General features: G+C 60.5%; 23 protein-coding genes. 15 read left to right on the top strand and 8 right to left on the bottom strand.

Annotated elements, in window-relative coordinates; genetic code table 11:
• Nucleotide 1 precedes the first annotated feature (1 nt).
• The 9 genes from QRN60_RS14180 to QRN60_RS14140 all read left to right on the top strand — a co-directional run bounded on the left by QRN60_RS14180 (nucleotide 2) and on the right by QRN60_RS14140 (nucleotide 10,662).
• Nucleotides 2-1,009 (top strand): branched-chain amino acid ABC transporter permease, encoded by a 1,008-nt coding sequence (locus tag QRN60_RS14180; RefSeq protein ID WP_111791393.1) that lies wholly within the window; start codon nucleotides 2-4, stop codon nucleotides 1,007-1,009.
• On the top strand, nucleotides 1,006-1,770 hold the full coding sequence (locus QRN60_RS14175) for an ABC transporter ATP-binding protein (protein WP_111791392.1): 765 nt from the start codon (nucleotides 1,006-1,008) through the stop codon (nucleotides 1,768-1,770). Before QRN60_RS14180 ends, QRN60_RS14175 begins: the two co-directional genes overlap by 4 nt.
• Complete coding sequence (locus QRN60_RS14170) at nucleotides 1,751-2,467, top strand: ABC transporter ATP-binding protein (RefSeq protein ID WP_111791391.1); 717 nt, start codon at nucleotides 1,751-1,753, stop codon at nucleotides 2,465-2,467. The genes QRN60_RS14175 and QRN60_RS14170 overlap by 20 nt, the downstream gene beginning before the upstream one ends.
• A gap of 253 nt (nucleotides 2,468-2,720) precedes the next feature.
• Nucleotides 2,721-3,536 (top strand): MurR/RpiR family transcriptional regulator, encoded by an 816-nt coding sequence (locus tag QRN60_RS14165; RefSeq protein WP_020809640.1) that lies wholly within the window; start codon nucleotides 2,721-2,723, stop codon nucleotides 3,534-3,536.
• Between the two features lie 203 nt (nucleotides 3,537-3,739).
• Nucleotides 3,740-5,656 (top strand): bifunctional 5-dehydro-2-deoxygluconokinase/5-dehydro-2-deoxyphosphogluconate aldolase, encoded by a 1,917-nt coding sequence (locus QRN60_RS14160; protein WP_111791390.1) that lies wholly within the window; start codon nucleotides 3,740-3,742, stop codon nucleotides 5,654-5,656.
• Entirely contained in the window at nucleotides 5,653-7,479 is a 1,827-nt protein-coding gene (iolD, locus tag QRN60_RS14155) for a 3D-(3,5/4)-trihydroxycyclohexane-1,2-dione acylhydrolase (decyclizing) (protein ID WP_129565216.1), read from the top strand. Before QRN60_RS14160 ends, iolD begins: the two co-directional genes overlap by 4 nt.
• A 1-nt stretch (nucleotide 7,480) precedes the next feature.
• Entirely contained in the window at nucleotides 7,481-8,389 is a 909-nt protein-coding gene (gene iolE, locus QRN60_RS14150; protein WP_111791388.1) for a myo-inosose-2 dehydratase, read from the top strand.
• A 95-nt stretch (nucleotides 8,390-8,484) separates the two neighbouring features.
• Nucleotides 8,485-9,297: a 5-deoxy-glucuronate isomerase gene (gene iolB, locus QRN60_RS14145; RefSeq protein WP_111791387.1), complete on the top strand. Its 813-nt coding sequence runs from the start codon at nucleotides 8,485-8,487 to the stop codon at nucleotides 9,295-9,297.
• A gap of 237 nt (nucleotides 9,298-9,534) precedes the next feature.
• Nucleotides 9,535-10,662, top strand: coding sequence for a Gfo/Idh/MocA family protein (locus tag QRN60_RS14140; RefSeq protein WP_111791386.1), 1,128 nt, complete (start codon nucleotides 9,535-9,537; stop codon nucleotides 10,660-10,662).
• 183 nt (nucleotides 10,663-10,845) lie between these two features.
• On the opposite strand, the gene QRN60_RS14135 is transcribed toward QRN60_RS14140, so the two are convergent.
• From QRN60_RS14135 to QRN60_RS14125, 3 genes are all read right to left on the bottom strand, one after another.
• The gene (locus QRN60_RS14135) at nucleotides 10,846-11,808 is read right to left on the bottom strand and encodes a 2-hydroxyacid dehydrogenase (RefSeq protein WP_111791385.1); all 963 of its coding nucleotides are present in this window, start codon (nucleotides 11,806-11,808) and stop codon (nucleotides 10,846-10,848) included.
• A 363-nt stretch (nucleotides 11,809-12,171) separates the two neighbouring features.
• A complete protein-coding gene (locus QRN60_RS14130; protein WP_003505469.1) occupies nucleotides 12,172-13,194 on the bottom strand; it encodes a LacI family DNA-binding transcriptional regulator in 1,023 nt (340 codons plus the stop codon).
• A gap of 133 nt (nucleotides 13,195-13,327) precedes the next feature.
• Nucleotides 13,328-13,837: a MarR family winged helix-turn-helix transcriptional regulator gene (locus tag QRN60_RS14125; RefSeq protein ID WP_060724477.1), complete on the bottom strand. Its 510-nt coding sequence runs from the start codon at nucleotides 13,835-13,837 to the stop codon at nucleotides 13,328-13,330.
• A 79-nt stretch (nucleotides 13,838-13,916) separates the two neighbouring features.
• On the opposite strand from QRN60_RS14125, the gene QRN60_RS14120 reads away from it, so the two are divergent.
• The 3 genes from QRN60_RS14120 (at nucleotide 13,917) to QRN60_RS14110 (ending at nucleotide 17,187) form a co-directional block, all read left to right on the top strand.
• A complete protein-coding gene (locus tag QRN60_RS14120) occupies nucleotides 13,917-14,717 on the top strand; it encodes a creatininase family protein (RefSeq protein WP_003505465.1) in 801 nt (266 codons plus the stop codon).
• 113 nt (nucleotides 14,718-14,830) lie between these two features.
• Entirely contained in the window at nucleotides 14,831-15,946 is a 1,116-nt protein-coding gene (locus QRN60_RS14115) for a CobW family GTP-binding protein (RefSeq protein ID WP_080864522.1), read from the top strand.
• A 248-nt stretch (nucleotides 15,947-16,194) separates the two neighbouring features.
• Complete coding sequence (locus QRN60_RS14110) at nucleotides 16,195-17,187, top strand: WD40 repeat domain-containing protein (RefSeq protein ID WP_003505463.1); 993 nt, start codon at nucleotides 16,195-16,197, stop codon at nucleotides 17,185-17,187.
• 100 nt (nucleotides 17,188-17,287) lie between these two features.
• Here the strand turns inward: QRN60_RS14110 and QRN60_RS14105 are convergent, their stop codons facing one another.
• The 3 genes from QRN60_RS14105 to QRN60_RS14095 all read right to left on the bottom strand — a co-directional run bounded on the left by QRN60_RS14105 (nucleotide 17,288) and on the right by QRN60_RS14095 (nucleotide 20,251).
• Complete coding sequence (locus tag QRN60_RS14105) at nucleotides 17,288-18,469, bottom strand: MFS transporter (RefSeq protein WP_162691022.1); 1,182 nt, start codon at nucleotides 18,467-18,469, stop codon at nucleotides 17,288-17,290.
• Nucleotides 18,470-18,792: 323 nt separating this feature from the next.
• Nucleotides 18,793-19,440 carry an outer membrane protein gene (locus QRN60_RS14100; RefSeq protein ID WP_003505461.1) on the bottom strand — a complete coding sequence of 216 codons (648 nt, stop codon included), beginning with the start codon at nucleotides 19,438-19,440 and terminating at the stop codon, nucleotides 18,793-18,795.
• Between the two features lie 523 nt (nucleotides 19,441-19,963).
• A complete protein-coding gene (locus QRN60_RS14095; RefSeq protein ID WP_003505460.1) occupies nucleotides 19,964-20,251 on the bottom strand; it encodes a hypothetical protein in 288 nt (95 codons plus the stop codon).
• Between the two features lie 270 nt (nucleotides 20,252-20,521).
• On the opposite strand from QRN60_RS14095, the gene QRN60_RS14090 reads away from it, so the two are divergent.
• The 3 genes from QRN60_RS14090 (at nucleotide 20,522) to QRN60_RS14080 (ending at nucleotide 23,492) form a co-directional block, all read left to right on the top strand.
• Nucleotides 20,522-21,700, top strand: coding sequence for a hypothetical protein (locus tag QRN60_RS14090; protein ID WP_080864525.1), 1,179 nt, complete (start codon nucleotides 20,522-20,524; stop codon nucleotides 21,698-21,700).
• A gap of 107 nt (nucleotides 21,701-21,807) precedes the next feature.
• Nucleotides 21,808-22,449, top strand: a complete 642-nt coding sequence (locus tag QRN60_RS14085; RefSeq protein WP_003505458.1) for a DUF1007 family protein — start codon at nucleotides 21,808-21,810, stop codon at nucleotides 22,447-22,449.
• Complete coding sequence (locus QRN60_RS14080; protein ID WP_080864526.1) at nucleotides 22,443-23,492, top strand: nickel/cobalt transporter; 1,050 nt, start codon at nucleotides 22,443-22,445, stop codon at nucleotides 23,490-23,492. Before QRN60_RS14085 ends, QRN60_RS14080 begins: the two co-directional genes overlap by 7 nt.
• Here QRN60_RS14080 and QRN60_RS14075 read toward each other — a convergent pair.
• Together QRN60_RS14075 and QRN60_RS14070 are read right to left on the bottom strand one after the other, a co-directional pair.
• Nucleotides 23,483-23,713 (bottom strand): hypothetical protein, encoded by a 231-nt coding sequence (locus tag QRN60_RS14075; RefSeq protein WP_111791384.1) that lies wholly within the window; start codon nucleotides 23,711-23,713, stop codon nucleotides 23,483-23,485. The two genes, QRN60_RS14080 and QRN60_RS14075, sit on opposite strands and share 10 nt — an antisense overlap.
• A complete protein-coding gene (locus QRN60_RS14070; protein WP_129567253.1) occupies nucleotides 23,706-24,392 on the bottom strand; it encodes a GNAT family N-acetyltransferase in 687 nt (228 codons plus the stop codon). The genes QRN60_RS14075 and QRN60_RS14070 overlap by 8 nt, the downstream gene beginning before the upstream one ends.
• Between the last annotated feature and the right edge of the window lie 284 nt (nucleotides 24,393-24,676).

Below are 24,676 nucleotides of genomic sequence, written 5' to 3'. Positions count from 1 at the left end.
GATGGCGGTGCTCATGAACGACGTGACTGAAACGGCAGAAATCCCGAAGGCGCGTTCACCGCTGCGCACGCTTGCGGGACCGCTCCTAATCATTATGGCCGCGATTGCCGGTTATTACCTGTTTCCGGATAATCTGGCGCTTCTGACCCGCATCATCGCCATCGCGCTGCTGGTGCTGTCGATCGATCTTGTTACCGGTTATTGCGGCGTCGCGACACTTGGCCATGCCGCGCTCTTCGGCGCGGGCGCCTATGCCGCCGGCATTGCCGCGGCCCATTTCGAGATCACCGATCCGCTGCTGATGACCGCCATCGGCGCGGCGGCGGGCGGTGTGGCCGGGCTGGTCTCCGGCACCGTTCTGCTGCGCGCCCACGGCCTGCCGCAGCTCGTTCTCTCCATCGCCGTCATTCACCTGTTCCACGAGGCCGCCAACAAGGCCTCCGGCTGGACCGGCGGCAGCGACGGGCTATCGGGCGTCTCTCCCGACGCCCTGTTCGGCACTTTCGAATTCGATCTTTTCGGCCGCACCGCCTATATCTATGGCGTCTGTCTGCTGCTCCTCGTCTTCCTCGCCCTCAAGGTCGTGGTCAATTCGCCCTTCGGCATGTTGTGCCGTGGCGTCAAGCAGGACAGCACTCGCATCCAGGCCATGGGCGGTTCGGTCAACGGCACTATTTTGAAGATGTTTGTCATATCAGGCATCGTGGCCGGCATTGGCGGCGCGCTGAACGCCATCTCCACCCAGGTCGTCGGTCTCGACAGCCTCAGCTTCACACTCTCTGCCGAAGGGCTGGTCATGCTGGTGCTCGGTGGCGCAGGTTCGCTTTACGGCGCGCTGATCGGCACCGCCACCTTCATGTGGTTCGAGGACGTGGTTTCCGCCGCCAACCCGTTCCACTGGCTCACCATTGTCGGCCTGCTGCTAATTGCCGTCGTGCTTTTTGCGCCGCGCGGGCTTTATGGCGCGGGTGAACAGATCATCACGCGCATCCGCGGAGGCCACAAATGAGCGCCATTTTCGAAGTCTCTGGCCTGCAGAAAAATTTCGGCGGGCTCGTCGTCACCAATGATGTGTCGCTGTCGCTTTCGCCGGGAGACCGCACGGTGCTGATCGGCCCCAATGGCGCCGGCAAGACAACCTTCGTCAATCTCGTCACCGGCAACCTCAAGCCCTCGGCGGGCACAGTACGCATCGCCGGTGAGGACGTGACCGGCCTCAGTTCCAGCCAGCGGGTGAAGCGCGGCCTTGTTCGTTCCTTCCAGGTCACCCGGCTGTTTCAGGACATGACGCCGGAGGAACATGTGGCCCTCGCTATTCTCCAGCGTGAAGGCAAGACGGGCCGGATTTTCGGCCGATACCGCGCCATGCCCTCGGTGATGAGCGAAGCACGCGACATTCTCGGCACGCTGGGTCTGCTTGGCCTTGCCGAAACCCGGGTGCGCGAAATCGCCTATGGCCAGCAGCGGCTGATCGAGATCGCGCTCGCCATGGCGCTCCGCCCGAAAATCCTGCTGCTGGACGAACCGGCCGCCGGTGTGCCTTCCACGGAGACGGCGCGGATCGAACAGGCGCTCGACCGGCTGCCGGCCGATCTCGCCATATTGATGATCGAACACGACATGGATCTGGTCTTCCGTTTTGCCAAACGTGTGGTGGTGCTCGCCGCAGGCGCGGTCATCTTCGACGGTTCGCCGGATGAAGTGACCAGCAATGCGCAAGTCCGCCAAGCCTATCTGGGAAGTTACGCCGATGCCCGCAGCGCCGCTTGAAATCACCAACCTCACCGCCGGTTACGGCCCGACAAGGGTCATCGAGGGCCTGTCGCTTTCGGTGCCATCGGGCTCGCGTTTTGCCGTGCTCGGCCGCAACGGCGTCGGCAAGACCAGCCTCTTCGCCACACTGGCCGGCCAGACGAAACGCTTCGCCGGCGATATCCGCCTCGGCGGACAGGATATCGCCACCCTGCCGAGTGCCGCCCGCGCCAAAGCCGGTCTCGGTTACGTGCCGCAGACCCGCGATGTCTTCCCCACACTGACCGTTGAGGAAAACCTCTTCGTCGGCCTCAAGGGCAGGCCGAAATCGGCCATCGAGGAAGCCTACACGCTGTTTCCGCGCCTGAAGGAACGCCGCCGCAATCTCGGCTCGCAGCTCTCCGGCGGCGAACAGCAGATGCTTTCCACCGCCCGCACCATTCTCGGCCAGCCGCGCGTGCTGCTGCTCGACGAACCGCTCGAAGGCCTCGCCCCCGTCATCTGCGAAGAACTGATGGCGGCCTTCTCCAAGCTCGCCCAATCCGGCGAAATGACCATTCTTCTTGTCGAACAGCGCATCCAGATGGCCATCGACTTCGCCGACCACGCCATCATCATGGAACGCGGCCGCATCGTCTGGGAAGGGCCATCAAGCGATCTTGCGGAGAACCCTGGTATTATCGATACGCACCTTGGGGTTGGCGGGCTGCACTGAGTCCCCCTCACCACCCTCATTCCTGTGCTTGTCACAGGAATCCTTCCAGCCCAAGTCCTTGGCCTGGAAGGACTCTCTCGCCGCGCGGACGCGCGGCGGCTGGATCCCTGTGACGAGCACAGGGATGAGGAGAGTATGCTGCCCATTCCTGCCCCAAATCCCGTCCATCACTCATACCTTAAAAAACCCAATGGAATAAAAATTCCATTGCAGTTAAAGTGCACACGATTTCAGTCTGCATGAGGGAATGACAATGACGGCAATCGAGGCGCCAGACTCCGTAAAGGCTTTTGAGGAGCGGCTGCTCCAGGTCGCGGAGGGTTTGCCGAAACGATTGCGGCAATGCGCCGATTATGTCGCTTCCAATCAGGATCGCATCGCCGTTTCCACCGTCGCCGAAATGGCCGAAGGCGCCGGCGTGCAGCCTTCGGCCTTCATGCGCTTCTGCCAGATCATGGGTTTTTCCGGCTTTTCGGAAATGCAACGCCTGTTCCGCGATTCCTATGTCGGCGGCTGGCCGGATTATGCCACACGGCTCGACCATCTGCGTGAAAAGGGCGATGAAAGCGCATCCGGCCTGCTGGCGGAATTTGTGGAAGCCGGCCGTTCCTCGCTGGAAATGCTGCTGAAATCGGTCGATACGCGGCAGCTTGACGAGGCGGTTTCTGCACTGGCAAAAGCACGCACCGTGCATATCATCGGTTTGCGGCGCTCTTTTCCTATTGCCAGCTATCTGGCCTATGCCTTTGAGAAGATGAAGGTGCCGGCGGTTCTGCACAGCGCCGTCGGCGGGCTCGGCAATATCAGCGCCATTTCCCGCGACGACGCCCTGATCGCGATCACCTTTTCCCCCTACTCCGCGGAAACGCTGGAACTTGCGGAAAATGCCCGCGCCAACGGCATTCCGGTCGTGGCGCTTTCCGATTCCGCCGTCAATCCGCTCCGGAAGTCAGGCGCGACGCTGCTGACCGTGACGGAGATCGATTTCGGCGCGTTCCGCTCGCTTTCCGCCACGCTCTGTCTCGCCATCACGCTGGCGGTTGCTGTGGGAACACGCAAGACGGCCTGAATATTTTTATTGAAAACGGAAAAAATAGAATTTATGATCCAAATCCATGAAACGGGCGTTCCATAATCGTCCGTCTCGTGACGGGATATGTGAGCGGAGGAGGCTCACCGAAACGGGATGGCGATAGGTGGCGGCATGATTGCCTGATCCGCCCGACACCATGAGGCACACCGCGCAAAAGCGCGGTGCTAAGGAGGAAGCTTTTGAAAAAACTTGATCTTATCACGATCGGGCGCTCGTCTGTCGATCTGTACGGCTCGCAGGTTGGCGGCCGTCTGGAGGACATGGCCTCCTTTGCCAAATATATTGGCGGCTCGCCCACCAACATCGCCGCCGGCGCGGCGCGCCTGGGGCTCAACAGCGCCGTCATCACCCGCGTCGGTGACGAGCATATGGGCCGCTTCATCCGAGAACAGCTGGTGCGCGAAGGCGTCGATGTGCGCGGCGTGAAGACGGACCCGGAGCGGCTGACCGCGCTGGTGCTGCTCGGCATTCGTGACCAGAACCAGTTCCCGCTGATCTTCTATCGTGAAAACTGCGCCGACATGGCGCTCAGCGAAGACGATATCGATCCCGCTTTCATTGCCGAGGCAGGCTGCATCTGCGCCACCGGCACGCATCTGTCGCATCCGAAAACGGAAGCGGCAGTGCTGAAAGCACTGAAACTCGCCCGTGAAAATGGCGCAAAGACCGCGCTCGATATCGATTACCGCCCCAATCTCTGGGGTGTGGCCGGCCATGGCGATGGCGAAAGCCGTTTTGTGGAATCGCAGAAGGTTACCGCCAAGCTGCAATCCACCCTGCATCTGTTCGACCTGATCGTCGGCACGGAAGAGGAGTTCCACATCGCGGGCGGCTCCACCGATACGCTCACCGCGCTCAACGCCGTGCGCAAGGTCTCGAATGCGACGCTGGTGTGCAAGCGCGGACCGATGGGCGCCGTCGTCTTCACCGGCGCTATTCCTGATAGCCTCGATGATGGCGAGACGGGTGAAGGTTTCCCGATCGAGGTCTTCAACGTTCTGGGTGCCGGTGACGGTTTCATGGCCGGGCTGTTCCGCGGCTGGCTGCGCGGCGAGGACTGGCCGACAACGCTGAAATACGCCAATGCCTGCGGCGCTTTCGCCGTCTCCCGTCATGGCTGCACCCCGGCCTATCCAAGCTGGGAAGAACTGCAATATTTCTTCAAGGCCGGCATCCGCAACAGGGCGCTGCGCAAGGACGAAGCGCTGGAGCAGGTGCACTGGTCCACCAACCGCAAGGGCGACTGGGAGACGATGCGCGTCTTCGCCTTCGATCACCGTATGCAGCTGGAGGCGATCGCCGACGAGCTTGGCGTCAAGCACGAGCAGATCGGCGCCTTCAAGAAACTCTGCCTTCAGTCCGCACAGCAGGTTGCCGGCGGTGAGGCGGGTTATGGTATTCTCTGCGATGGCCGTCTTGGCCGCGATGCGCTGTTTGCCGCCAGCGGCTCCGGCCTGTGGATCGGCCGTCCGGTGGAATGGCCGGGCTCGCGCCCGCTGACGCTGGAACCCGATCTCGGCAAGGATTTCGGCGGCCTTTCGGAATGGCCGCTTGAAAATGTCGTCAAGGTTCTGTGTTTCTATCACCCCGATGATACCGAGGAGATGCGCGCCGCGCAGGAAGAGACCGTGATGCGCCTGTTCGAGGCGGCACGTCGCAACCGGCTGGAAATGCTGCTGGAGGTCATTCCCTCCAAGGTCGGCCCGACCGACGATTTGACCGCCGCCCGCATCATCGAGCGCTTTTATGAGATCGGCGTCTATCCTGACTGGTGGAAGCTTGAGCCGATGAAGACCCGCGCCGCGTGGAAGAACGCCTGCGACGCCGTGCATCGCAACGATCCTTATGTGCGCGGCATCGTCGTTCTCGGCCTCGACGCACCGCAAAGCGAGCTGGAAGAAAGCTTCCGTCTTGCCGCCGGTTTCGATCTGGTCAAAGGTTTCGCCGTTGGCCGCACGATATTTGCCGACGCCGCCCGCGGCTGGCTTTCCGGCAAGATGACCGATGAGGATGCGGTCAGGGATATGGCGCAGCGTTACACCAGCCTGTGCCGTATTTGGGATGAGGCGCGCGCCAAAAAGGGAGAGGCAGCGTGAAGACAATCAGATTGACGGCTGCGCAGGCCATGGTTCGTTACCTGGCGGCGCAGATGAATGAACATGGCGAAACCTATATTGCCGGCATGTGGGCCATTTTCGGCCACGGCAATGTCGCCGGCATCGGCGAAGCGCTTTATGGCATCAGGGACGAGCTGCCGACCTATCGCGGCCAGAACGAGCAATCCATGGCCCATGCGGCCATTGCCTATACCAAGCAGCTGCGCCGCCGCCGCGCCATGGCGGTCACTTCCTCCATCGGCCCCGGTGCGGCGAACATGGTGACGGCGGCAGCGCTTGCGCATGTCAACCGCCTGCCGGTACTCTTGATCCCCGGCGATGTCTTCGCCAATCGCGGCCCCGACCCCGTGCTGCAGCAGCTGGAAGATTTCGGCGACGGCACCATGACGGTGAATGACTGCTTCCGTCCGGTCAGCCGGTATTTCGACCGCATCATGCGGCCGGAACAGTTGCTGACAGCCCTGCCCCGCGCCATGCGCACCATGACGGACCCGGCCGATTGCGGCCCCGTGACGCTGGCCTTCTGCCAGGATGTGCAGGCTGAAGCCTATGATTACCCTAAAAGTTTCTTCGAAAAGCGGGTCTGGCGTCAGCGCCGCCCTGAACCGGATGTGGTGGAATTCGAAGAGGCCGTCGCTGCGCTCACGGCGGCCAAGCACCCCATCATCGTTGCCGGCGGCGGTGTGCATTTTGCCGGCGCAACCGAAACGCTGAAGCGCTTTGCCGAAACCCATTCCATTCCGGTCGTCGAAACGCAGGCCGGTAAATCGGCGCTTGCCTGGGACCACGATCTCAATTTCGGCCCGGTCGGCGTCACCGGTGCGGAAAGCGCCAATATCATCAGCGAGAAGGCCGATCTCGTTTTTGGCGTCGGCACCCGCTTTCAGGATTTCACCACCGGCTCCTGGGCATTGTTCAAGAACCCGAACCGTAAAATTCTTGCGCTCAACGTTCAGCCCTATGACAGCGCCAAGCATGATGCGATCAGCCTGACGGCGGATGCGAAGATCGGGCTTGAGAAACTCTCCGCAGCACTCGGCAGCCACCGTTTCGCAGCGCCGGATGCCGGTCTCAAGGCTGCATGGTTCGAAAAGGCCGATGCCGATACGGCAGCGCCGGGCGAGGACAACGCCAACAGCCTGCCGACAGATATGCAGGTGATCGGCGCGGTGCAGCGCCAGTCGCGTGACAATACCGTCGTCATGTGCGCGGCCGGCACCATGCCGGGTGAGCTGCATCAACTGTGGAAATCCAAGCTGCCGCTCTCCTATCACATGGAATACGGCTTCTCCTGCATGGGTTATGAAGTGGCCGGCGGCCTCGGCATCAAGATGGCGGAACCGGACCGCGACGTGATCGTCATGGTCGGCGACGGCTCCTATATGATGATGAATTCCGAGCTTGCCACATCGGTCGCCATGGGCGTCAAGATCACGCTCGTCATCACCGACAACAGGGGTTACGGCTGCATCAACCGGCTGCAGATGGAAACCGGCGGCGCGGAGTTCAACAATCTCTACGCCCACACCAACGTCAACCCGATCGCCATCGATTTCGTGGCCCATGCCGGCTCGATGGGGGCGGATGCTCGCAAGGTCTCCACCATTTCCGAGCTGGAAGCAGCGCTCGCCAGCGCCCGGGAATCCACCCGCACGACCGTGATCGTCATCGATACCGATCCCTATCCGACGCCGCAGGCCGGCGGTCACTGGTGGGATGTCGCGGTGCCGGAAGTGTCCGACCGCGCCGAAATCGGCCCGGCCCGCGCACGTTATGAAAACCATGTCAAGGAAAGACAGTAAGATGATCCGTTACGGAACCAACCCGATCGCCTGGTCGAACGACGACGACCGCACGCTGGGTGCGCATATCAGCCTCGAACAGTGCCTTGATGAAACCGCCAAAATCGGCTTCGACGGCATCGAGAAGGGCCACAAGTTCCCGACCGACCCGGAAGGCCTGAAGGGCGTGCTTTCGCCGCGCGGCCTCTCTTTCGTCTCCGGCTGGCATTCGCTGAACCTTCTGACCGACGACATCGAATCCGAAAAAAAGGCCATGCAGCCGGCGCTTGATCTCTTGAAGGCCATGGGCTCGAAGGTCATCATCGTCTGCGAGACCTCCAACGCCATCCACGGCGATGACGGGAAGGCGCTGGTCGACCGTCCGCGCCTTGCGACCGAGAACTGGGCGAAATTCGGCGCGGGCGTCGAGGCGCTGGCCGCCTTTGCCGCCGAACAGGGCATCACCCTCGTTTATCATCACCACATGGGAACGGTGGTGGAGAGCGAAGAGGAAATCGACCTGTTGATGAAACACACGGGTCCGAAGACTCACCTGCTGCTCGATACCGGCCATTGCCTGTTCGGCGGCGGCGATCCCGTGCGCGTCGCGCAGAAATACATGGGTCGCGTCGGCCATATCCATGCCAAGAACGTGCGCCCTGCCATTGCCGATCAGGTACGGCGCGAACGGCTTTCCTTCCTCGAAGGCGTTCGCCGCGGCGTGTTCACCGTGCCGGGCGATAGCGAAGGCGGCGTGAACTTCCCGCCGGTGCTGAAAGTGGCGGCCGAGCATGGTTACAGCGGCTGGCTGGTCATCGAGGCAGAACAGGATCCTGATGTGCGCAACCCGTTCGAATATCAGAGCCTTGGACTGAAATCGCTGAAGGCGTTTGCGCGCGAGGCGGGGCTGGACAAGGCCGAGGCTGCCTGAAGCCTTTCCTCATTCCTGTTCCCCGGGACAGGAATGAGGGAACGTCGGAACAGCCGCCCGATAAATTGTACGACTGACCAAAAAGGAACACCACCATGACCTCACTTCTGCGCAAGCCGGTCGCGACCAGCGGCAAGGTGCACGATATCACGCCCCAAAGCGCGGATTGGGGTTATGTCGGTTTCGGCCTCTACCGCCTGAAGCCGGGCGAAACGGCGGCGGAGAAGACCGGCGATACGGAAGTCATCCTCGTGCTGGTCGAAGGCAAGGCGACGATTTCCGCAGGCGGCAAGGAGTTCGGCGAACTTGGCGACCGCATGAATGTGTTCGAGCGCAAGCCGCCGCATTGCGTTTATGTTCCCGCCGGCTCCGAATGGTCGCTGACGGCCACGACCGACTGCACCGTCGGCGTCTGCACCGCACCCGGCGAAAAAGGCAGCCGTGAGGCGCAGCAGATCGGCCCAACCGGTGTGCAGCTGACCGAACGCGGCAAGGGCGCCAATACCCGTTATATCTTCCCCATCGCCATGGAAGAACGCGACGTGGCCGACAGCCTGCTGGTAACGGAGGTCTTCACGCCATCAGGCAACTGGTCATCCTATCCGCCGCACCGGCATGACGAGGATAACTACCCCGACATGACCTATCTGGAAGAGACCTATTATCACCGGCTGAACCCGGCGCAGGGTTTCGGCTTCCAGCGCGTCTTTACCGAAGACGGCTCGCTGGACGAGACCATGGCGGTGTCGGATGGCGATGTCGTGCTCGTCCCGAAGGGCCATCACCCCTGCGGCGCGCCCTATGGTTACGAGATGTATTATCTGAACGTGATGGCGGGGCCGATGCGCAAATGGCGCTTCAAGAACCACCCGGATCATGACTGGATTTTCAAGCGGGATAACCCGTAAGGCATTTTAGGCAAAAACCGCAGCCTCCTCATCCCTGTGCCTGTCACAGGGATCCAGCCAGCCCAAGTCCTTTGGCTGAAGGGATTCTTTCCGTCGCGCAGACGCGCGTCGGCTGGATTCCTGTGACAGGCACAGGAATGAGGGAGTGCGCGAAAATACGTCTTGAGACTGTCTCGGCACACAACAAACGCAATTAACGAATTGAATTAATTAATATAATTTCGGGAGGAAAATACCATGGCCGCTCTTGGCGTGGGCCTTATCGGCACGGGATACATGGGCAAATGCCACGCGCTCGCGTGGAACAATGTCACCAGCGTCTTCGGCGATGTGGAGCGCCCGCGCCTCGTGACGCTGGCGGAAGTCAATTCCGAACTGGCAGCAAAAAAGGCGGCCGAGTTCGGTTTTGCCCGCTCCACCGGCAATTGGCGCGATCTGCTTTCCGATCCCGAGATCGACGTCATCTCGGTCACCACGCCGAATGCGTTCCACCCGGACATGGCGATTGCCGCCCTTGAGGCCGGCAAGCATGTCTGGTGCGAAAAGCCGATGGCGCCCGCCTTTACTGACGCGGTGAAGATGCGCGATGCGGCGCGGCGGTCGGGCAAGGCGGCGGCGATGGGCTACAACTACATCCAGAACCCAATAATCCGCCACATGCGCCGCCTGATCGACGAAGGCGCGATCGGCAAGGTCTACCATGTCCGCGCCGAGATGGATGAGGACTTCATGGCCGATGCCACCCAGCCCTTTTACTGGAAGAGCGAGGCGTCCTCCGGTTACGGCGCGCTGGATGATTTCGCCGTGCATCCGTTATCGCTGCTCTTTGCCCTGTTCGGCCACGCACAAAGCGCCATCACCGATATGGTGAAACCCTATGAGACCCGCCCGCTTGCCGGCGGCGGCGAGCGCGCCGTCGAGACGCATGATCTTGCCAGCGTTCTCTTGAAGCTTGAGGGCGGCATTTCCGCCGTGCTCATCGCCAACCGCTCCGCCTGGGGCCGCAAGGGCCGCATCGCCATCCAGATTTATGGCTCCACCGGCTCGATCCTGTTCGACCAGGAGCGGATGAACGAATTCCAGCTCTACACCACGGATGGACGCCCCGAGGAGCAGGGTTTCAGAACCATCCTCGCCGCCCCCCACCACAAGCCCTATGACCGCTTCATCCCCGCCCCCGGCCACGGACTCGGCTTCAATGATCTGAAGGTGATCGAATGCCGCGAACTGATAGCGGCGATCGAGGGAAAGAAGGCCCATATCATCGATTTCGAGGAAGGGCTGAAGATCGAGCGCAGCATCCACGCCATGGCCCGGTCGTTTGCCGAAGGGCGCTGGGTGACGGCGGAGGAGATTGCGGAATAGGGGTTGGCGTAAAAGCGTCCTAGCTGACGCCGAGCCCTCTCTCCGTTCTCGGACATGACCATTGAACCTTTGCACTCGACGTCATCCTCGGGCTTGACCCGAGGATGACGGATGAGAGATTGGCGCATTCTTAGAAACCTGGATGGGCTGTCTCCCGCAGCCCATCATAGTATCGCCGGAACCTCACCCCTTCACCGGCGTTTCCGGCACCGGTGTCAGCACCGTGCCATCCTTGAACCAGCCGAGAATGTTGTCGGCCACGAGATCCGCCATGGCGTTGCGCGTCGGAACCGAGGCGGAGGCAACATGCGGCAGCAGGGAGACATTCGGCAGCGACAGGAAGGCTTCCGGCACCTTCGGCTCGGCATAGAACACGTCGAGACCGGCAGCCCCGAGTGCACCGCTCCGCAGAGCCTCAAGAAGCGCATCCTCATCGACGCTGGAGCCGCGCCCGACATTGATGAACACGCCCTCAGGCCCAAGCGCCGTCAGGATTTCGGCGTTGATCGCCTTATGCGTTTCCGGCGTACCGGGCACGATGCAGATCAGGATGTCGACAGCTTCCGCCATCTCCTTCAGCGAACCGTAATAGGTATAGGAGAGGCCATCCCGCTTGCTGCGGGTGTGGTAGCCGATCTCCACCTTGAAGGGCTCCAGCCGCTTGGCGATTTCCTGGCCGATGCGGCCCATGCCGAACAGGCCAACCTTGCGGCCGCGAAGCGAGAAGGGAGAGAGGGCAAACGGCCCTTCGCCAACCCATTTGCCGTCACGCAGCCAGTTTTCGGCCTGATAGAGCCGGCGCACGGTGTTGATCAGCAGCGCAATCGTCGTATCGGCCACTTCGTCGTTCAGCACATCTGGCGTATTCGTCACCACGATGCCGCGCGTGGCGGCATGTTTGGCATCCACGCCATCATAACCCACACCGAAATTGGCGATGATCTCGAGCTTCGGCAGCGCATCGATCCATTTGGCGTTGACGACGCCGGAAACGGCGATGGCATTGATGCGCTCAGCCGCACCCTCAGGCAGAACCGGCTCGGCACCGGCAGGCACTGTCACGATCTCGACCTTGCCTTCGAGGCGCTCGAGAACGCGCGGGTTTATCTTGCCGGGCACGAGAACGACGGCCTTTTTGTCAGACATGAGCGGATATTCCTCCTGATAACATTCCGATAGCCGGAGTGGCTTTCAAGCGAACTGCTCGCCATACCACTCCTCTGGGCGGCGATCTTTTCAAACAACGGCGGCCGTGAAAAGGGCAATAAGGGGATGCTATGGGGGCAGACGGAAGTTTCATGCCGATTTTTTTGCGGCGTCGCTATATAGCTTCGTCATTCCGGCCTCGAGCCGGAATCCAGCCGACACACGTCTGCGCGGCGAAAACAATCCTTTCAGCCCAAGGACTTGGGCTGGCTGGATACCGGCTCAAGGCCGGCATGACGAGGGAAGGAAACGCCGACGACGACTATGGGCGCGCGGTCAGCCGGCTCAGAGTCGCAAACGAGCTCACACCCGCGGCCGCACCGGCCCGGTCGATTGCCGAATGCGCATTTCCGGCTTGATGAGGTGAATGCCGTCAGGCTCATGGCTGCCCGCCAGCCTGTCCAGCAGCGCGCGCGCCGCTAAGCGCCCCACCTCGGCCTGGCCGTTGGAAACGGTGGTCAGCGCCGGCGTGGCGATGGCCGCTTCCTCCAGATCGTCGTAGCCGGTTACCGAGATATCGACACCCGGCACCAGACCGGCGCGGGAAATGCCGTTCATAAGGCCGATGGCGACAAGATCGTTCCAGCAGACGGCGGCGGTCGGCTTCTGCGGCAGTGACAGGAAATGCACCGCCGCTTCAAACCCGCCCTGCTTGGAGCGGGGGCCGGGAATGCGCAGGTTCGGATCAACCTCGATGCCGGCCTTGCGCAGCGCATTGACGTAACCCTGGTAACGGTCACGGCCGGTCGAGGTCTGGTCGGTGCCGCCAACCATGGCGATGGTGCGGTGGCCGAGGCTGATGAGATGGTTGGTGGCGAGCGAAATGCCGTAGCTGTCGTCACCGCGATAGGTCGGCATATCGACACCGTCCATGGAACGGGCGACCAGAATGGCAGGCATGCCGTTTTCTTCGGCCAGCGTCATGTCCTCGATCGGCGTGCCGATGGCGGGCGACATGATGATACCGTCCGAGCCGAGCTGCAGCAGCGTCTCGATGAAGGTGCGCTGTTTTTCCACCGAATCATAATGGTTGGAAAGAATGAAGGTCTGGCGGCTGCGATCCAGCTCGCTTTCGATGGCTTTGAGGATTTCCCCGTAAAACGGGTTCATCACATCATGGAACACCACGCCGACAATGCCGGAGCGCGAGGTGCGCAGGCTGGCGGCGCGGCGGTTATAGATATAACCCAGCGCCCGCGCCTGTTCCTTGATCTTGTCCCGCGTATCGGCAGCGACCAGCGGGCTATCGCGCAATGCAAGGGAAATGGTGGCGGTCGAAAGACCGAGGCTTTCGGCAATCGTAGACAGTTTGACCTTTTGGGCCACGGCATTCCTCCCCAAACGCGTGTCACTGACGGATGTCTCCGTTTAAATTGCAATTAAACAATTTAAACAAAATCCGCAACCCGTTTAAGGAATACCCACAAAACAGATGGTTCTTTTAAAAATTTCAACAAAATTATTGAAGATTGGCGTCGATTGCCTTGAGAAGTTTAACAACGTTGCGAATATCCTTGGCCGAAAGCCCCTCTATCGCCCTTGCTCCGCAATCCGCTATCGAGGTGTTGATGTGGTCGACGCTTTTCAGGCCCGTTTCCGTCAGCTTCACCAGCGTCACGCGGCCATCCTCGTCGTCGCCACTGCGTTCCACGAAACCCTGGGCTTCCATGCGGCCGATGGTGCGCGTCATGGTGGGCGCCTTGACGCCAAGTTTCTGGGCGATCTGCCCCGGCGTCAGGCTGCCTTCCTGCGCCAGCGCCAGGATAACGCCGTCCTGCCCGGCATAAAGCCCGCTTTCGGCAAGGCTGTGGCTCAGCGCCGTGCGCATGGAGCGGGCGGCCTGGGTAATGGATTGCGCCAGCTCCTCGGGATTGAAGTTCTCATCCCTCTTTTTGGCGTCCTTTACCTTCTTGCTGCCCTTTTCCTTCTTGGCGCCTTTGTCCTTATGCCCGGATTTGTCCTTGCTCATATGCGAGTGCCTTTTACCCTGTGGCGGAACCGATATATGTTGCTGGAAATCCTTACCGAATACACGTGCGGACTGCCAGATGCCAAACTCATACACGCATTATCACGACGAAAACGTAACAGACCCTCATCTTCGCGCAACAGGTGCAATTTCCGTGCTGCCGCTCGGCGCGCATGAACAGCACGGGCCTCACCTGCCCTTCGAGACCGATACGCTGATTGCCGAAGGCATTGTCGCCCGTCTCGCCGCCGCCCTGCCCGGCCATCTGCCCGTCTCCTTCCTGCCGGTGGAACCGGTCGGATATTCCATCGAACACATGAATGTGCCGGGCACCAAGACCTTGCGTTACGATGAGGCCATCGAGCGCTGGCTCGGCATTGCCGAGGCGGAATATAAAAAGGGCGTGCGCAAATTCGTGATGCTGAACGCCCATGGCGGCAATTCACCGCTGATGACCATTGTCGCCACCGAGGCCCGCGCCCGTTTCGGCATGCTGGCGGTCGCCACAAGCTGGACCCGTTTCGGCGTGCCGGCCGATATCGTGAAGCCGGAGGACAAGGCGATCGATATTCACGGCGGCGATATCGAGACATCCGTCATGCTAGCGCTTCACCCCGAGCGGGTGGCGATGCAAAAGGCCGCCAGCTTCGCCTCCCGCCAGAGCGATTTCGCCAGCCGCTTCAAACACCTGCGCGCCTATGGCCCACACGCCTTCGGCTGGCTGATGAGCGATCTCAACCCTGACGGGGCTGCCGGAAACGCCGCCGCCGCGACAGCGGAAAAGGGCGAAAGGCTGATTTCCCACGCTGTGAATGGCCTTGTCGAACTGCTTGAAGATATCCACGCTTTTGACATAACGTTATTTCATAACAAAATTTGAGTGACATGGCCGAATTCGGCCAAAATCTCTTTGAACTGCCAGGGCGTCGCGCCTATATGGACGACGACACATCTTCCTGAGGCTTGATAGCCTCTCTCCACGCGGGGTTTTCCATGACCGAAACAGCACCAGCCAAGCCCATTCCAGTCACCGTCCTGACGGGATATCTCGGCGCCGGCAAAACGACGCTTCTCAACCGCATTCTCTCCGAGAACCACGGCAAGAAATACGCTGTCATCGTCAATGAATTCGGCGAGATCGGCATCGACAACGATCTGATCGTCGAGTCTGATGAAGAAATCTACGAAATGAACAATGGCTGCGTGTGCTGCACGGTGCGCGGCGATTTGATCCGCGTCGTGGAAGGCCTGATGCGCCGGCCCGGCCGTTTCGACGGCATCATCGTCGAAACGACAGGCCTTGCCGATCCGGTGCCCGTCGCCCAGACCTTCTTCATGGATGACGATGTGCGCGCCAAGACCGAGCTTGACGCCGTTGTGGCGCTGGTCGATGCCAAGCACCTGCCGCTGCGCCTGAAGGACAGCCGCGAGGCTGAAGACCAGATCGCTTTTGCCGATGTCGTCGTCGTCAACAAGACCGACCTCGTTTCGCCTGAGGAAGTGGCCCGCATCGAGGATATCGTCCGCGCCATCAACCCGTCCGCGCGCATCTACAAGACCACCCGTTCCGGTGTTGATCTTGCCCGCGTTCTCGACCAGGGCGCCTTCAATCTGGAGCGCGCGCTGGAAAACGATCCGCATTTCCTCGAGCACGGCCATGACGACCACGTCTGCGGCCCCGATTGCGATCATCATCACCACGATCACGACCACCATCATCACGATCATGGCCATGATCACGGGCATCACCACCACGATCACGACCATGGGCACGATCACCACCACGGCGCGGTTTCGCCGATCCATGACGTGACGGTGCAGTCTGTCTCGCTGCGCGGCGGCGAGATGAACCCCGAACGCTTCTTCCCGTGGATCCAGAAGGTCACCCAGACAGACGGCCCCAACATTCTGCGCCTCAAGGGCATCATCGCCTTCAAGGGTGATGCGGAGCGTTACGTGGTGCAGGGCGTGCACATGATCATCGAGGGCGACCACCAGCGCCCGTGGAAGGAAGACGAAAAGCGCGAAAGCCGCCTCGTCTTCATCGGCCGCGAACTGGACCGTGAGAAGCTGGAAAAGAGCTTCAACGCCTGCCTCGCCACGGCTTGACACCTCTGACGGGGCACCGCGCCGCTCCTGGCGTTTTTGGTGCCCTTCCTCACTCTCGACGTCATCCTCGGGCTTGACCCGAGGACCCATTGCCGCCAGCATATGGATGGTCGGATCATCCACGGGCCTGCCCCCGGGGGGCCGACCATGACGCCACGGGTTGAAACCGCACCAACGGGTCCTCCCGACCTTGGTCAGCGACCGAAATCCATCAAACGAAAAACGCACATACGAAAGACCGATGCCCCATGCCGACTGTTGCCCCGCTTGATATCGAAGGCCACGTGGTCTCGACCCATTTTCTCGGCGACATTCCCCTGTTTGCCACCGCCGCCGGCACTATTCACCGCCTGGATGGCGGCGAGAAGGTGACGCAGGCGCATGACGGGCTTCTGACCTGCATTCGCGATCCCTACAGCGCCACGCTGCTTTCCGGCGGCGAAGACGGCCGTGTGCTGCGCATCGGCCATGATGGCAGCATCAGTGAGCTCGCCAATGTGCCGCGCAAATGGGTCGGCGTCGTTGCCGGCGGGCCGCAGAAGGCGGTGGCTTATGGCGTCGGCAAGTCCAGTTTTGTCCGGCTATCCGACGGTACGGTCAAGGAATTCAAGGAAGAGCGCACAGTGGAGGCCATCGCGTTTGCGCCGAAGGGCCTGCGCATTGCTGTTGCCCGTTATAACGGCGTGACACTGCATTGGGTGGCAAGTGCGGGCGATCCGGTCGATCTGGAATGGAAGGGCGCGCATACCGGCGTCACCTTCTCGCCCGATGGCAAGTTCCTCGTCACCACCATGCAGGAAAATGCCCTGCATGGCTGGAAGATGGAAGCGACCAAGGGCGGCATGGAAGCCCGCCACATGCGCATGACCGGTTATCCCGCCAAGGTGAAATCCATCTCCTGGTCGGCAAAGGGCAAATGGCTCGCCTCATCAGGTGCGCCAGCCGCCATTGTCTGGCCATTTGCCGGCAAGGACGGCCCGATGGGCAAGGCTCCGGAAGAACTCGGCAGCCGCGCCAACATCATGGTCACCAATGTCGCCTTCCACCCCGTGGAAGACGTGCTCGCCATCGGCTTCATCGACGGTATGATTCTTGGTGTGCGCCTGGCCGACGGCAAGGAAGCCCTGCTTCGCCGCCCCGGCAAGGGCGCCATTACAGCCATGGACTGGAGCGCCACCGGCAAGCTGCTCGCCTTCGCCTCGGAAGCGGGCGATTGCGGGATCATCGATATTTCGGCGTGAGGGCCAACACCCTGCCCCTCATTCCTGTGCTTGTCACAGGAATGAGGGATGATCGGGCCGCAAGGCCAGATGAAATCCTCCCTACCCCCGCCCGAACAGCCTAATCCGCCACCTGCCGCCGCGTCAGAAACAAGAGCAGCAGCGCAGCACCCGCACCGACCGAAGCAAGCCGGATCGAGGTGCCGAAGCTTGCATATTGCGACACGAACCCCATCAGCGGCACCGCAAAAAGTGCTGCAAGGAAGATCGAATTCATGTAGAGCGCCGTCGCCCGCGCCGTGCGCCCGCGGGCAAAGCCCTGCACGAAGGTGAGAGATGTGCCGGCGAAAAGGCCGTAATAGGAACCTTCCATGGCAGCCCCCACCAGCATGGCCGGCAGGGTCGTGACCGAAGCGATGATGTTGAAAGCAACGATGGCCGTCACCGCCGCGATGCTCAGAAGCAGCCGCGCGCTGATCCGGCGCATGATCCTCGGCGCGAGCAGGATAAGCAGGACTTCCATGGCGCATTTGACGCTGAGCGACAGGCCCGGCGCATAGTCCGGCAGGCCCACCTCACGCACCAGAAATACCGGCAGGGCCGAGGCGCAGAGAGCATGGGCGAAAGACATGCAGAAACTGGCCGTCGTCGCCATCAGCAGCGGCAGGTTGCGCCCCGCATCGGCTCCGCCCTCATCCCGCCGCTCCATGGGGCAAGTCTGCCCACGCGGCACGATGGCAAGCGCAAGCGCCCCCCAGATGGCCGCCATCAGCATCGCATTCACGAAGACAGCTTTTGCGCCGGCGAAATCGACGATCAGAAAGGCTGCGGCCGGCAGCAACATCCAGGCCAGCGACACCATCATTCTGAGGAAGGCGTTATAAGCAGTGGTATCGAGCGCCTCCACCCGGCCGTGATACCGGCCATAACTGAAGACGAGGGTGGTGGCGGCGTTGGAAAGCCCCATGCCCGTCGCCGTTACCGCCACCAGCAGCGCCAGATGCCCGAAACTCGCGGCCGCCGCCGCCACGAAAGCACCTGCAATGGAGAGCATGAGCAGCGGCTTGATCCGCACGCCGGCATCCACCCGCTCGCCATAAAGACGGCTGGCGACGATCGAGGCCACCATCGCCGTCACGCTGTAGAGACCGAGCGTCGCCGGCGGATGGCCGAGCACCTGAATGATGTAAAAACCGATAAACGGTACGATGGCGGCATTGGTGCTGCCGGCGATGAAAACCAGCAACGCGATCAAATAGGCCTGACGGTCAAAAGCGCCCGGCGAAGTGCTTTTCTGTAGCATGGGAATCGACTGGAGACTGGCAAGCGGGAGTGGATTGGAACCCACCATCACACCAAAATGCTCTGCGGTTCAAGCCTGTTCGGAAAGCCGGATGCGGTTTCATTGCAGATGAAGACGAAACCGCTTCATTTACGCTGGGTGTGTCTATCGACCTGGGGTGGACGCCCCCCAACCGCAAGCCCTTGTCGCTCAATTAAAAGCACCCGCCCAGGGAATGTTCTCGCCGCCGGGCAGGTTATGGATCGATATTGTGCCGGACTGTCGCCCCCGATGCGGCCGTCGCAAAGACGGGCGCTCCCTCTCCGGAAACGAAAATCCGTCGATCAGAACTTCACGCCGAGACCGACGCTGACGACATGTTCGCTGAGCTTTCCATCGGCGGAAATGCCCTGGACAGTGTAGGTTTCCTTGCCGAAATCGTTGTAACGATATTCGAGACGGCCGAATACGTTGTCAGTGAAGGCGTAGTCGATACCGGCGCCAATCGTCCAGCCATTCAGCATCTTGCTGGCATTGCCGAAGGGAGTCTTGATCTCGCTGTCCGTCGCGGTGTAACCACCGGCGGTGTAGATCAGGGCGCGGTCGACGGCATAGCCGGCACGCAGGCGCGCGGAACCGTTCAGGCCCGAGGACACCTTGCTGAGGTCGATCGTCTTGTTGCCCCATGCATAACCGAGATCACCCTCGACACCGAGAATGACGGATGGCGCGACTTCGGCATTGTAACCGGCAAAGCCCGCAAAACGAGCACCATCGAAACTATGCTTGTCGGTCTCACCGTCTTCAGTCGTTTTCAACCGGTTCCAGCCATAACCGCCCGAAACACCGGCGTAAAAACCGTCCCAGGAGAAGGCAGGCGCGGCATCGTCGACGACAGGCGCCGCGGGAACGTCGCTGACGGCATCTGCAGCAAAGGCTGCGCCGGAAAGAACGCCGAGCGCGGCGAGTGCGAGAAATGATTGTTTCAACATGAAATAGCTCCTTCAAAACTTCCTTACCCGCCAAAATGCGGGCCGCGAACATACCCGCCACCGAAATCACAATCACAAATGGCGAGCCGGGGGCACGTGCTAATTGAAGCATCCAAAAGTTAAAAGAAAGTAACAACGACAGAAAAAATGAAAGCACTGAAAATATAATCAGATTTTTACTTTATAAATTTATTTATTATCTAAATACAAATTAGAATCTATAAATATAACTATATTAGCATGCACCGCTTTTCCCCAAAGTTGTCACGGATCGGCGAACACAATATGCTGATGGACCATCCTGAACAAAAAAAGAGGGCCGCAAGGCCCCCTTCCAGTCACGCGATGCGCCGTTTGTTCTTGCCGGAAATGCCATGCGTCAAACACACGCAACTCGAGGATCATTGCCGGCTTATGCGCTGCGCATCGTCTGTGTCGAAAATCCCTGATGATTTTCGAGCTGTCCCGTTGGAGCGGGATGGAGAAAAGCCCGATGGTTTCGCCATCCCGTTCCAAATTTCAGTTAGTGCCGGCGCTTCTTGCCGCCGTCATTCTTGTTGTCGATGACATCGACTGACGTCTTGTTGCCGTTCAGCAGGCCGTTCAGGATACCGGTCTTGTTGCCGTTCAGAATCCCGTTATTGGACAGGATGCCGCTGACGCCGAGATCGATGCTCGGCGAGACGACGACAAGGGCGCCGCCCTTGTTGCTGTTGCCGGACAGGATGCCACCCAGAAGACCGCCCGCATTGGCCTGACCAACGGAAGCGACAGTAAGAATAGCGGCTACACAAGCGAACTTTGCAATCATTTCTCTCTCCTCTTTTATTTGATCACGCCATCTGGCGTAACTGAACTGTATATTTAGAGGATTCTAATTCAAGCAAATGCTAATACTACAATAAACAGTTAACTTTAATACTGGTGATTTTAATAGAATTTTACATATCTTCTTATGGAATCCGCTACCTCTATTCCGGTATTGGCGCACTGAATTTCGGTTACGAAAGTAAAACGGCGCGGGAGACTTTATTAACCATCCAAATATAAGATATTGCTTAATTAGCGACCGGAGATGCGAATGCGGCTGGGGGGATATATCGCGCTTGTTCTCGGCCTTGCCTGCCCCTGCGGCGCGTGGGCGGGTGAAAAAGCCGATGAGCATAATGTCACCTATAAGTCCGGCATTGCTTATGACACCAATTATTTCGCCGACACCAACAGGCTGAGCGCAATTTCGCTGCGTGCCGGCTTCGGGCTCAATGGCAAGGTCGTGCTTGATGGTGCGGAACTGCGTTATTCGCTCGAACACGAGGAGGTCCGCCTCCCCCGTTACCGCTTCGCCAATGAACACAACACCATCGCGGCGCTGGGACTGACGAAACGGTTTTCCGAAAAGCTGGAATGGGCCATCGAGCTACGCGGCACCCGCAGCGATGCCGGCGACATCTTCCTGCATCTGCCCGAAGAAGACATTGGTTACCGGCAGCTCGATCACAAGCTGGAGGCCTCTTCCCAGCTCGGCATCCTTGCACTCGGCGGCAAGAACACGCTGACGGCAAGCTTTGCCAGCCTGATGAAGGGCAAGGCGCGGTTCCGTCCGGCCTATTTCATGCCCACCCGGCTGGAGGCAAACGAGGCGCTTTTATCACTGAAGGCCGAACATGCGCGGCCGCTGGCCAGCGGCGAGGCGGGCCTGACGCTTGCTTATGACCGTATCGTCGTGCCCGAGGGGCAGCAGGAGAAATATGAACGTTTCCCTGCCAATACGCTGCGCGGCTCGCTGGCCTATGGTTACAAGTTCTCCGATCGTTTCGCGGTTCTGGCCGAGGCGGGCTTCACATCCATTTCCGGTGACGAGATCAGCGACCAGGTAAAGCGTACCCGGCCCTATCTCCGGGCTGAAGCCGAGGTGAAGGCCACCGAGCGCATCGCCTTCGGCGTCGGCTATTCGCAGGACTATGCGCTTTTCGATCCGGATGATCCGATCGCCGAGTTTCACCGTCGCTGGCAACTCGTCGTGAAAAGCAGGCTCACCGAAAAGGTCGGGCTCGATCTTGCCCTGAACCGGGTCCACAAGGACTGGATCTATTATAATTACGATACCAGCGAGCGCAGGCTGGTCGCCACGCTGTCCTTCGATACCGGCAAGAACAGCAAGCTGGAGCTGGAGTTCAACCGCCTGCTGCATGGTGAGCGCGAGACCGACCTCGCCTATAGCGGCTCCAGCATCACGTCGCGTTTCAGCGGCACCTTCTGAAATCCCTTGACGGCCCGCGCGAAGGATCAGACGCATCAGGTCGAAATTCGGTCCCAATTTCTGCTAGAGTCGGGTCTTCAAGATTCGAAGGCAGGACAGACCGGATAATGAACAGACGCTTTTTGCTCCTCGCGGCCGGCCTCGCCTGCGTTCCCGTCGCGGCTGCTGCGCATCCGCACATCTTTGCCGAAGCCCGCATGGAAATCGTCGAGGGGCCGAACGGCACCGTTCAGGAAGTGCGCAATATCTGGCGTTTCGACGAGATGTTTTCGGCAAGCGTGGTGATGGATTACGACAAGAACAGCGATCTGAAGCTGGACAAGGACGAGCTGGCCGAGATCGGCAATACGGTGCTGGAATCGCTCGCCGAATATTCCTATTACACCTTCATCACCGCCAATGGAAAACCGGTGGAGTTCTCCAAGCCCGACGCCATTCACGTGGACTACAAGGACCAGCAGATCCTGATGTTCTTCTCCGTGAAGCCGACCAAGCCGCTCGCCGTCAAGGGCAAGCTCAGCTTCGGCGCCTGGGATCCGACCATGTATACGGCGATCGATTTCGCCAAGGACAGCGATATCGCGACACAGGGCAAGGATCTGAATGCCTGCAAGCATCATATCGTCCGCCCTGATCCCGACGAGGTAATCTCGCAGAACCAGGGTTCGCTGACCGACGCCTTTTTCAACGATCCGACCGGCACCGACATGACCAAGCTCTTCGCCACCCGGCTGGAGGTCTCATGCTGAGCCGCAGGGCACGCCTTGCCGCCGTCGCCATCGGCCTCATCACCGTGGCCAGTGTCGCCCACGCGCAATCGCCGCTCGGCATCGGCTCGGCCGAGCCTTCCTTTTCCGTTGGTGGCCCCTTCGCACCGCTGATGCAATGGATCAACGTGCACCAGCAGATGTTTTACCGGGCGCTGACCGGGGCGCTGAAGGCCATGCGCGAGGACAGCTGGGCACTCGGCTCGCTGATCGGCCTCTCCTTTGCCTATGGCGTTTTCCATGCCGCCGGTCCCGGCCACGGCAAGGCGGTCATTTCGTCCTACATGATCGCCAATGAAACGCAGCTAAAGCGCGGCATTCTCATTTCCTTCGTCTCGGCCCTCATTCAGGGTTTGATGGCCATCGGCCTTGTTGGGGCCGCCTGGCTGGTGCTGCGCGGCACCTCCATCACCATGACCAAGGCGACGCAGGCGATGGAGATCGCCAGCTTCGCCATGGTGGCGCTGTTCGGCGCCTGGCTCCTGGTGCGGAAGCTTTGGTCACTGCGCATCCGGCGGGAACCCGTCCCCGTCTTTGCCACGGCGGGTGAAGCCACGGCCGGCAGAACCACCGGCATGGGCACGGGGCTGCGCTTTCAGGGCAAGCCGGTTTTCGCGGATCATGAGCATAACGGCACCGGCGATCTCTGCAACGCCTGCGGAAAGTCCCATGCGCCGGACCCCATGCTGTTGAAGGGCAAGAACTTCAGCCTGCATGAAGCATGGTCGGCCATCATTGCGGTCGGCCTCAGGCCATGCTCGGGCGCGATCATCGTCATGAGCTTCGCGCTTTTGAACGGGCTTTATCTCGGCGGCGTGCTCTCCGTGCTCGCCATGTCGCTCGGCACCGCCATAACGGTGTCGGCCCTCGCCATCATGGCCGTCTCGGCCAAGGGGCTCGCCGTGCGTTTCGCCGGCCCCGGCAGCCGCAAGGCGGCCGGCATCAGCCACGCGATCGAAATCGCCGGCGCGCTTTTCGTGCTGATCATGGGACTGCTGCTGCTCGGCGCTTCGCTTCAGCTCTGATCATCGCGGCGGCGCTGGTAACGAGCGCGCAGCCAGAACAGCAGGAAGAAACACAGCACGGCAACCGAACCGAAGGCGGCGGCGAGCCACGGCGAATAATCACCCAGCCACAACATGATATCAGGCATGACGAAGAACACGAGCCCGAAACCGACGATGATGAGGGCGGCGGCAATTGCCGGCGACCAGTCCTTTTTCCCCGATGTCGGTTTTTCAGGCATTGGCAAGCTCCGCGCGGATATCTTCAAGCTTGCGCTTCTGTACCCCGTCGGCTGCAAAATTGTCAGGCGAAAGCCACGCTTCGAAGGCCTTGCCGATCAGCGGCCATTCGCCGTCGATCATCGAAAACCACGCCGTATCGCGGTTCTGGCCTTTCGAGATCAAATGCTGACGGAAAACGCCCTCGAAGGTGAAGCCATAACGCTTCGCCGTGATCTTGGAGGGTTCGTTTTCATTGTGGCATTTCCACTCGTAACGGCGATACCCCAGATCCTCGAAAACATGTTTCGCCATCAGGTAATGCGCTTCAGTGGCAAGAGGCGAGCGCTTCATCTTCGCGCCATGGGCGACGGAGCCGACCTCGACCACGCCATTGGCCGGATCGGGCCGCATATAGCTCGCCATGCCGACGATATCGCCAGTGGCATTTTCCACGAAGACCAGCGTGACCCAGTTAAGCTTCTGCCCCGCGCCGATGAGCCAGTCGCCAAAGGCGTCGGCATCAGGGAAGGCGTTTTGCGGGAAATATTTGAGAAGCGCATTGGTGCCCTCGCCGCCAAGGGCTGACCAGAGCCTTGCGAGGTGTTTTTCGCGATCAAACGGCTCGGCCGTGACGTAACGGCCCTTCAGCACCACCGGCTGCGGCGGCGGACATCCCCTAAAATCACTCAGATCGCGCATTCTCTTCCCCATTTGCTGGGAGAAGGATTAGGGCAAGCGGGGCGGGATGACAACAGGGCATGTGGGGTGGGATGCGGTGGTCTCGGCGGGTGTGGCTCACCCCCTCTGCCCTGCCGGGCATCTCCCCCACAAGGGGGGAGATCTACCTGCGGTAAAGTCTCGCCCATCTCAACGTTCGAGAAGGAAGTGGCGAAAGAGCGTCTTGCCGATCTCCCCACCTGTGGGGGAGGTGCCCGGCAGGGCAGAGGGGGGTGAGCCACACGCTCAAACCTTCATACCCAAGC

It is taken from the genome of Agrobacterium sp. CFBP2214, from assembly GCF_030209895.1.
Taxonomy (GTDB): domain Bacteria; phylum Pseudomonadota; class Alphaproteobacteria; order Rhizobiales; family Rhizobiaceae; genus Agrobacterium; species Agrobacterium radiobacter.
The sequence above is the reverse complement of the archived record's forward strand: the minus strand, read 5'-3'. Positions and strand labels throughout refer to the sequence as shown.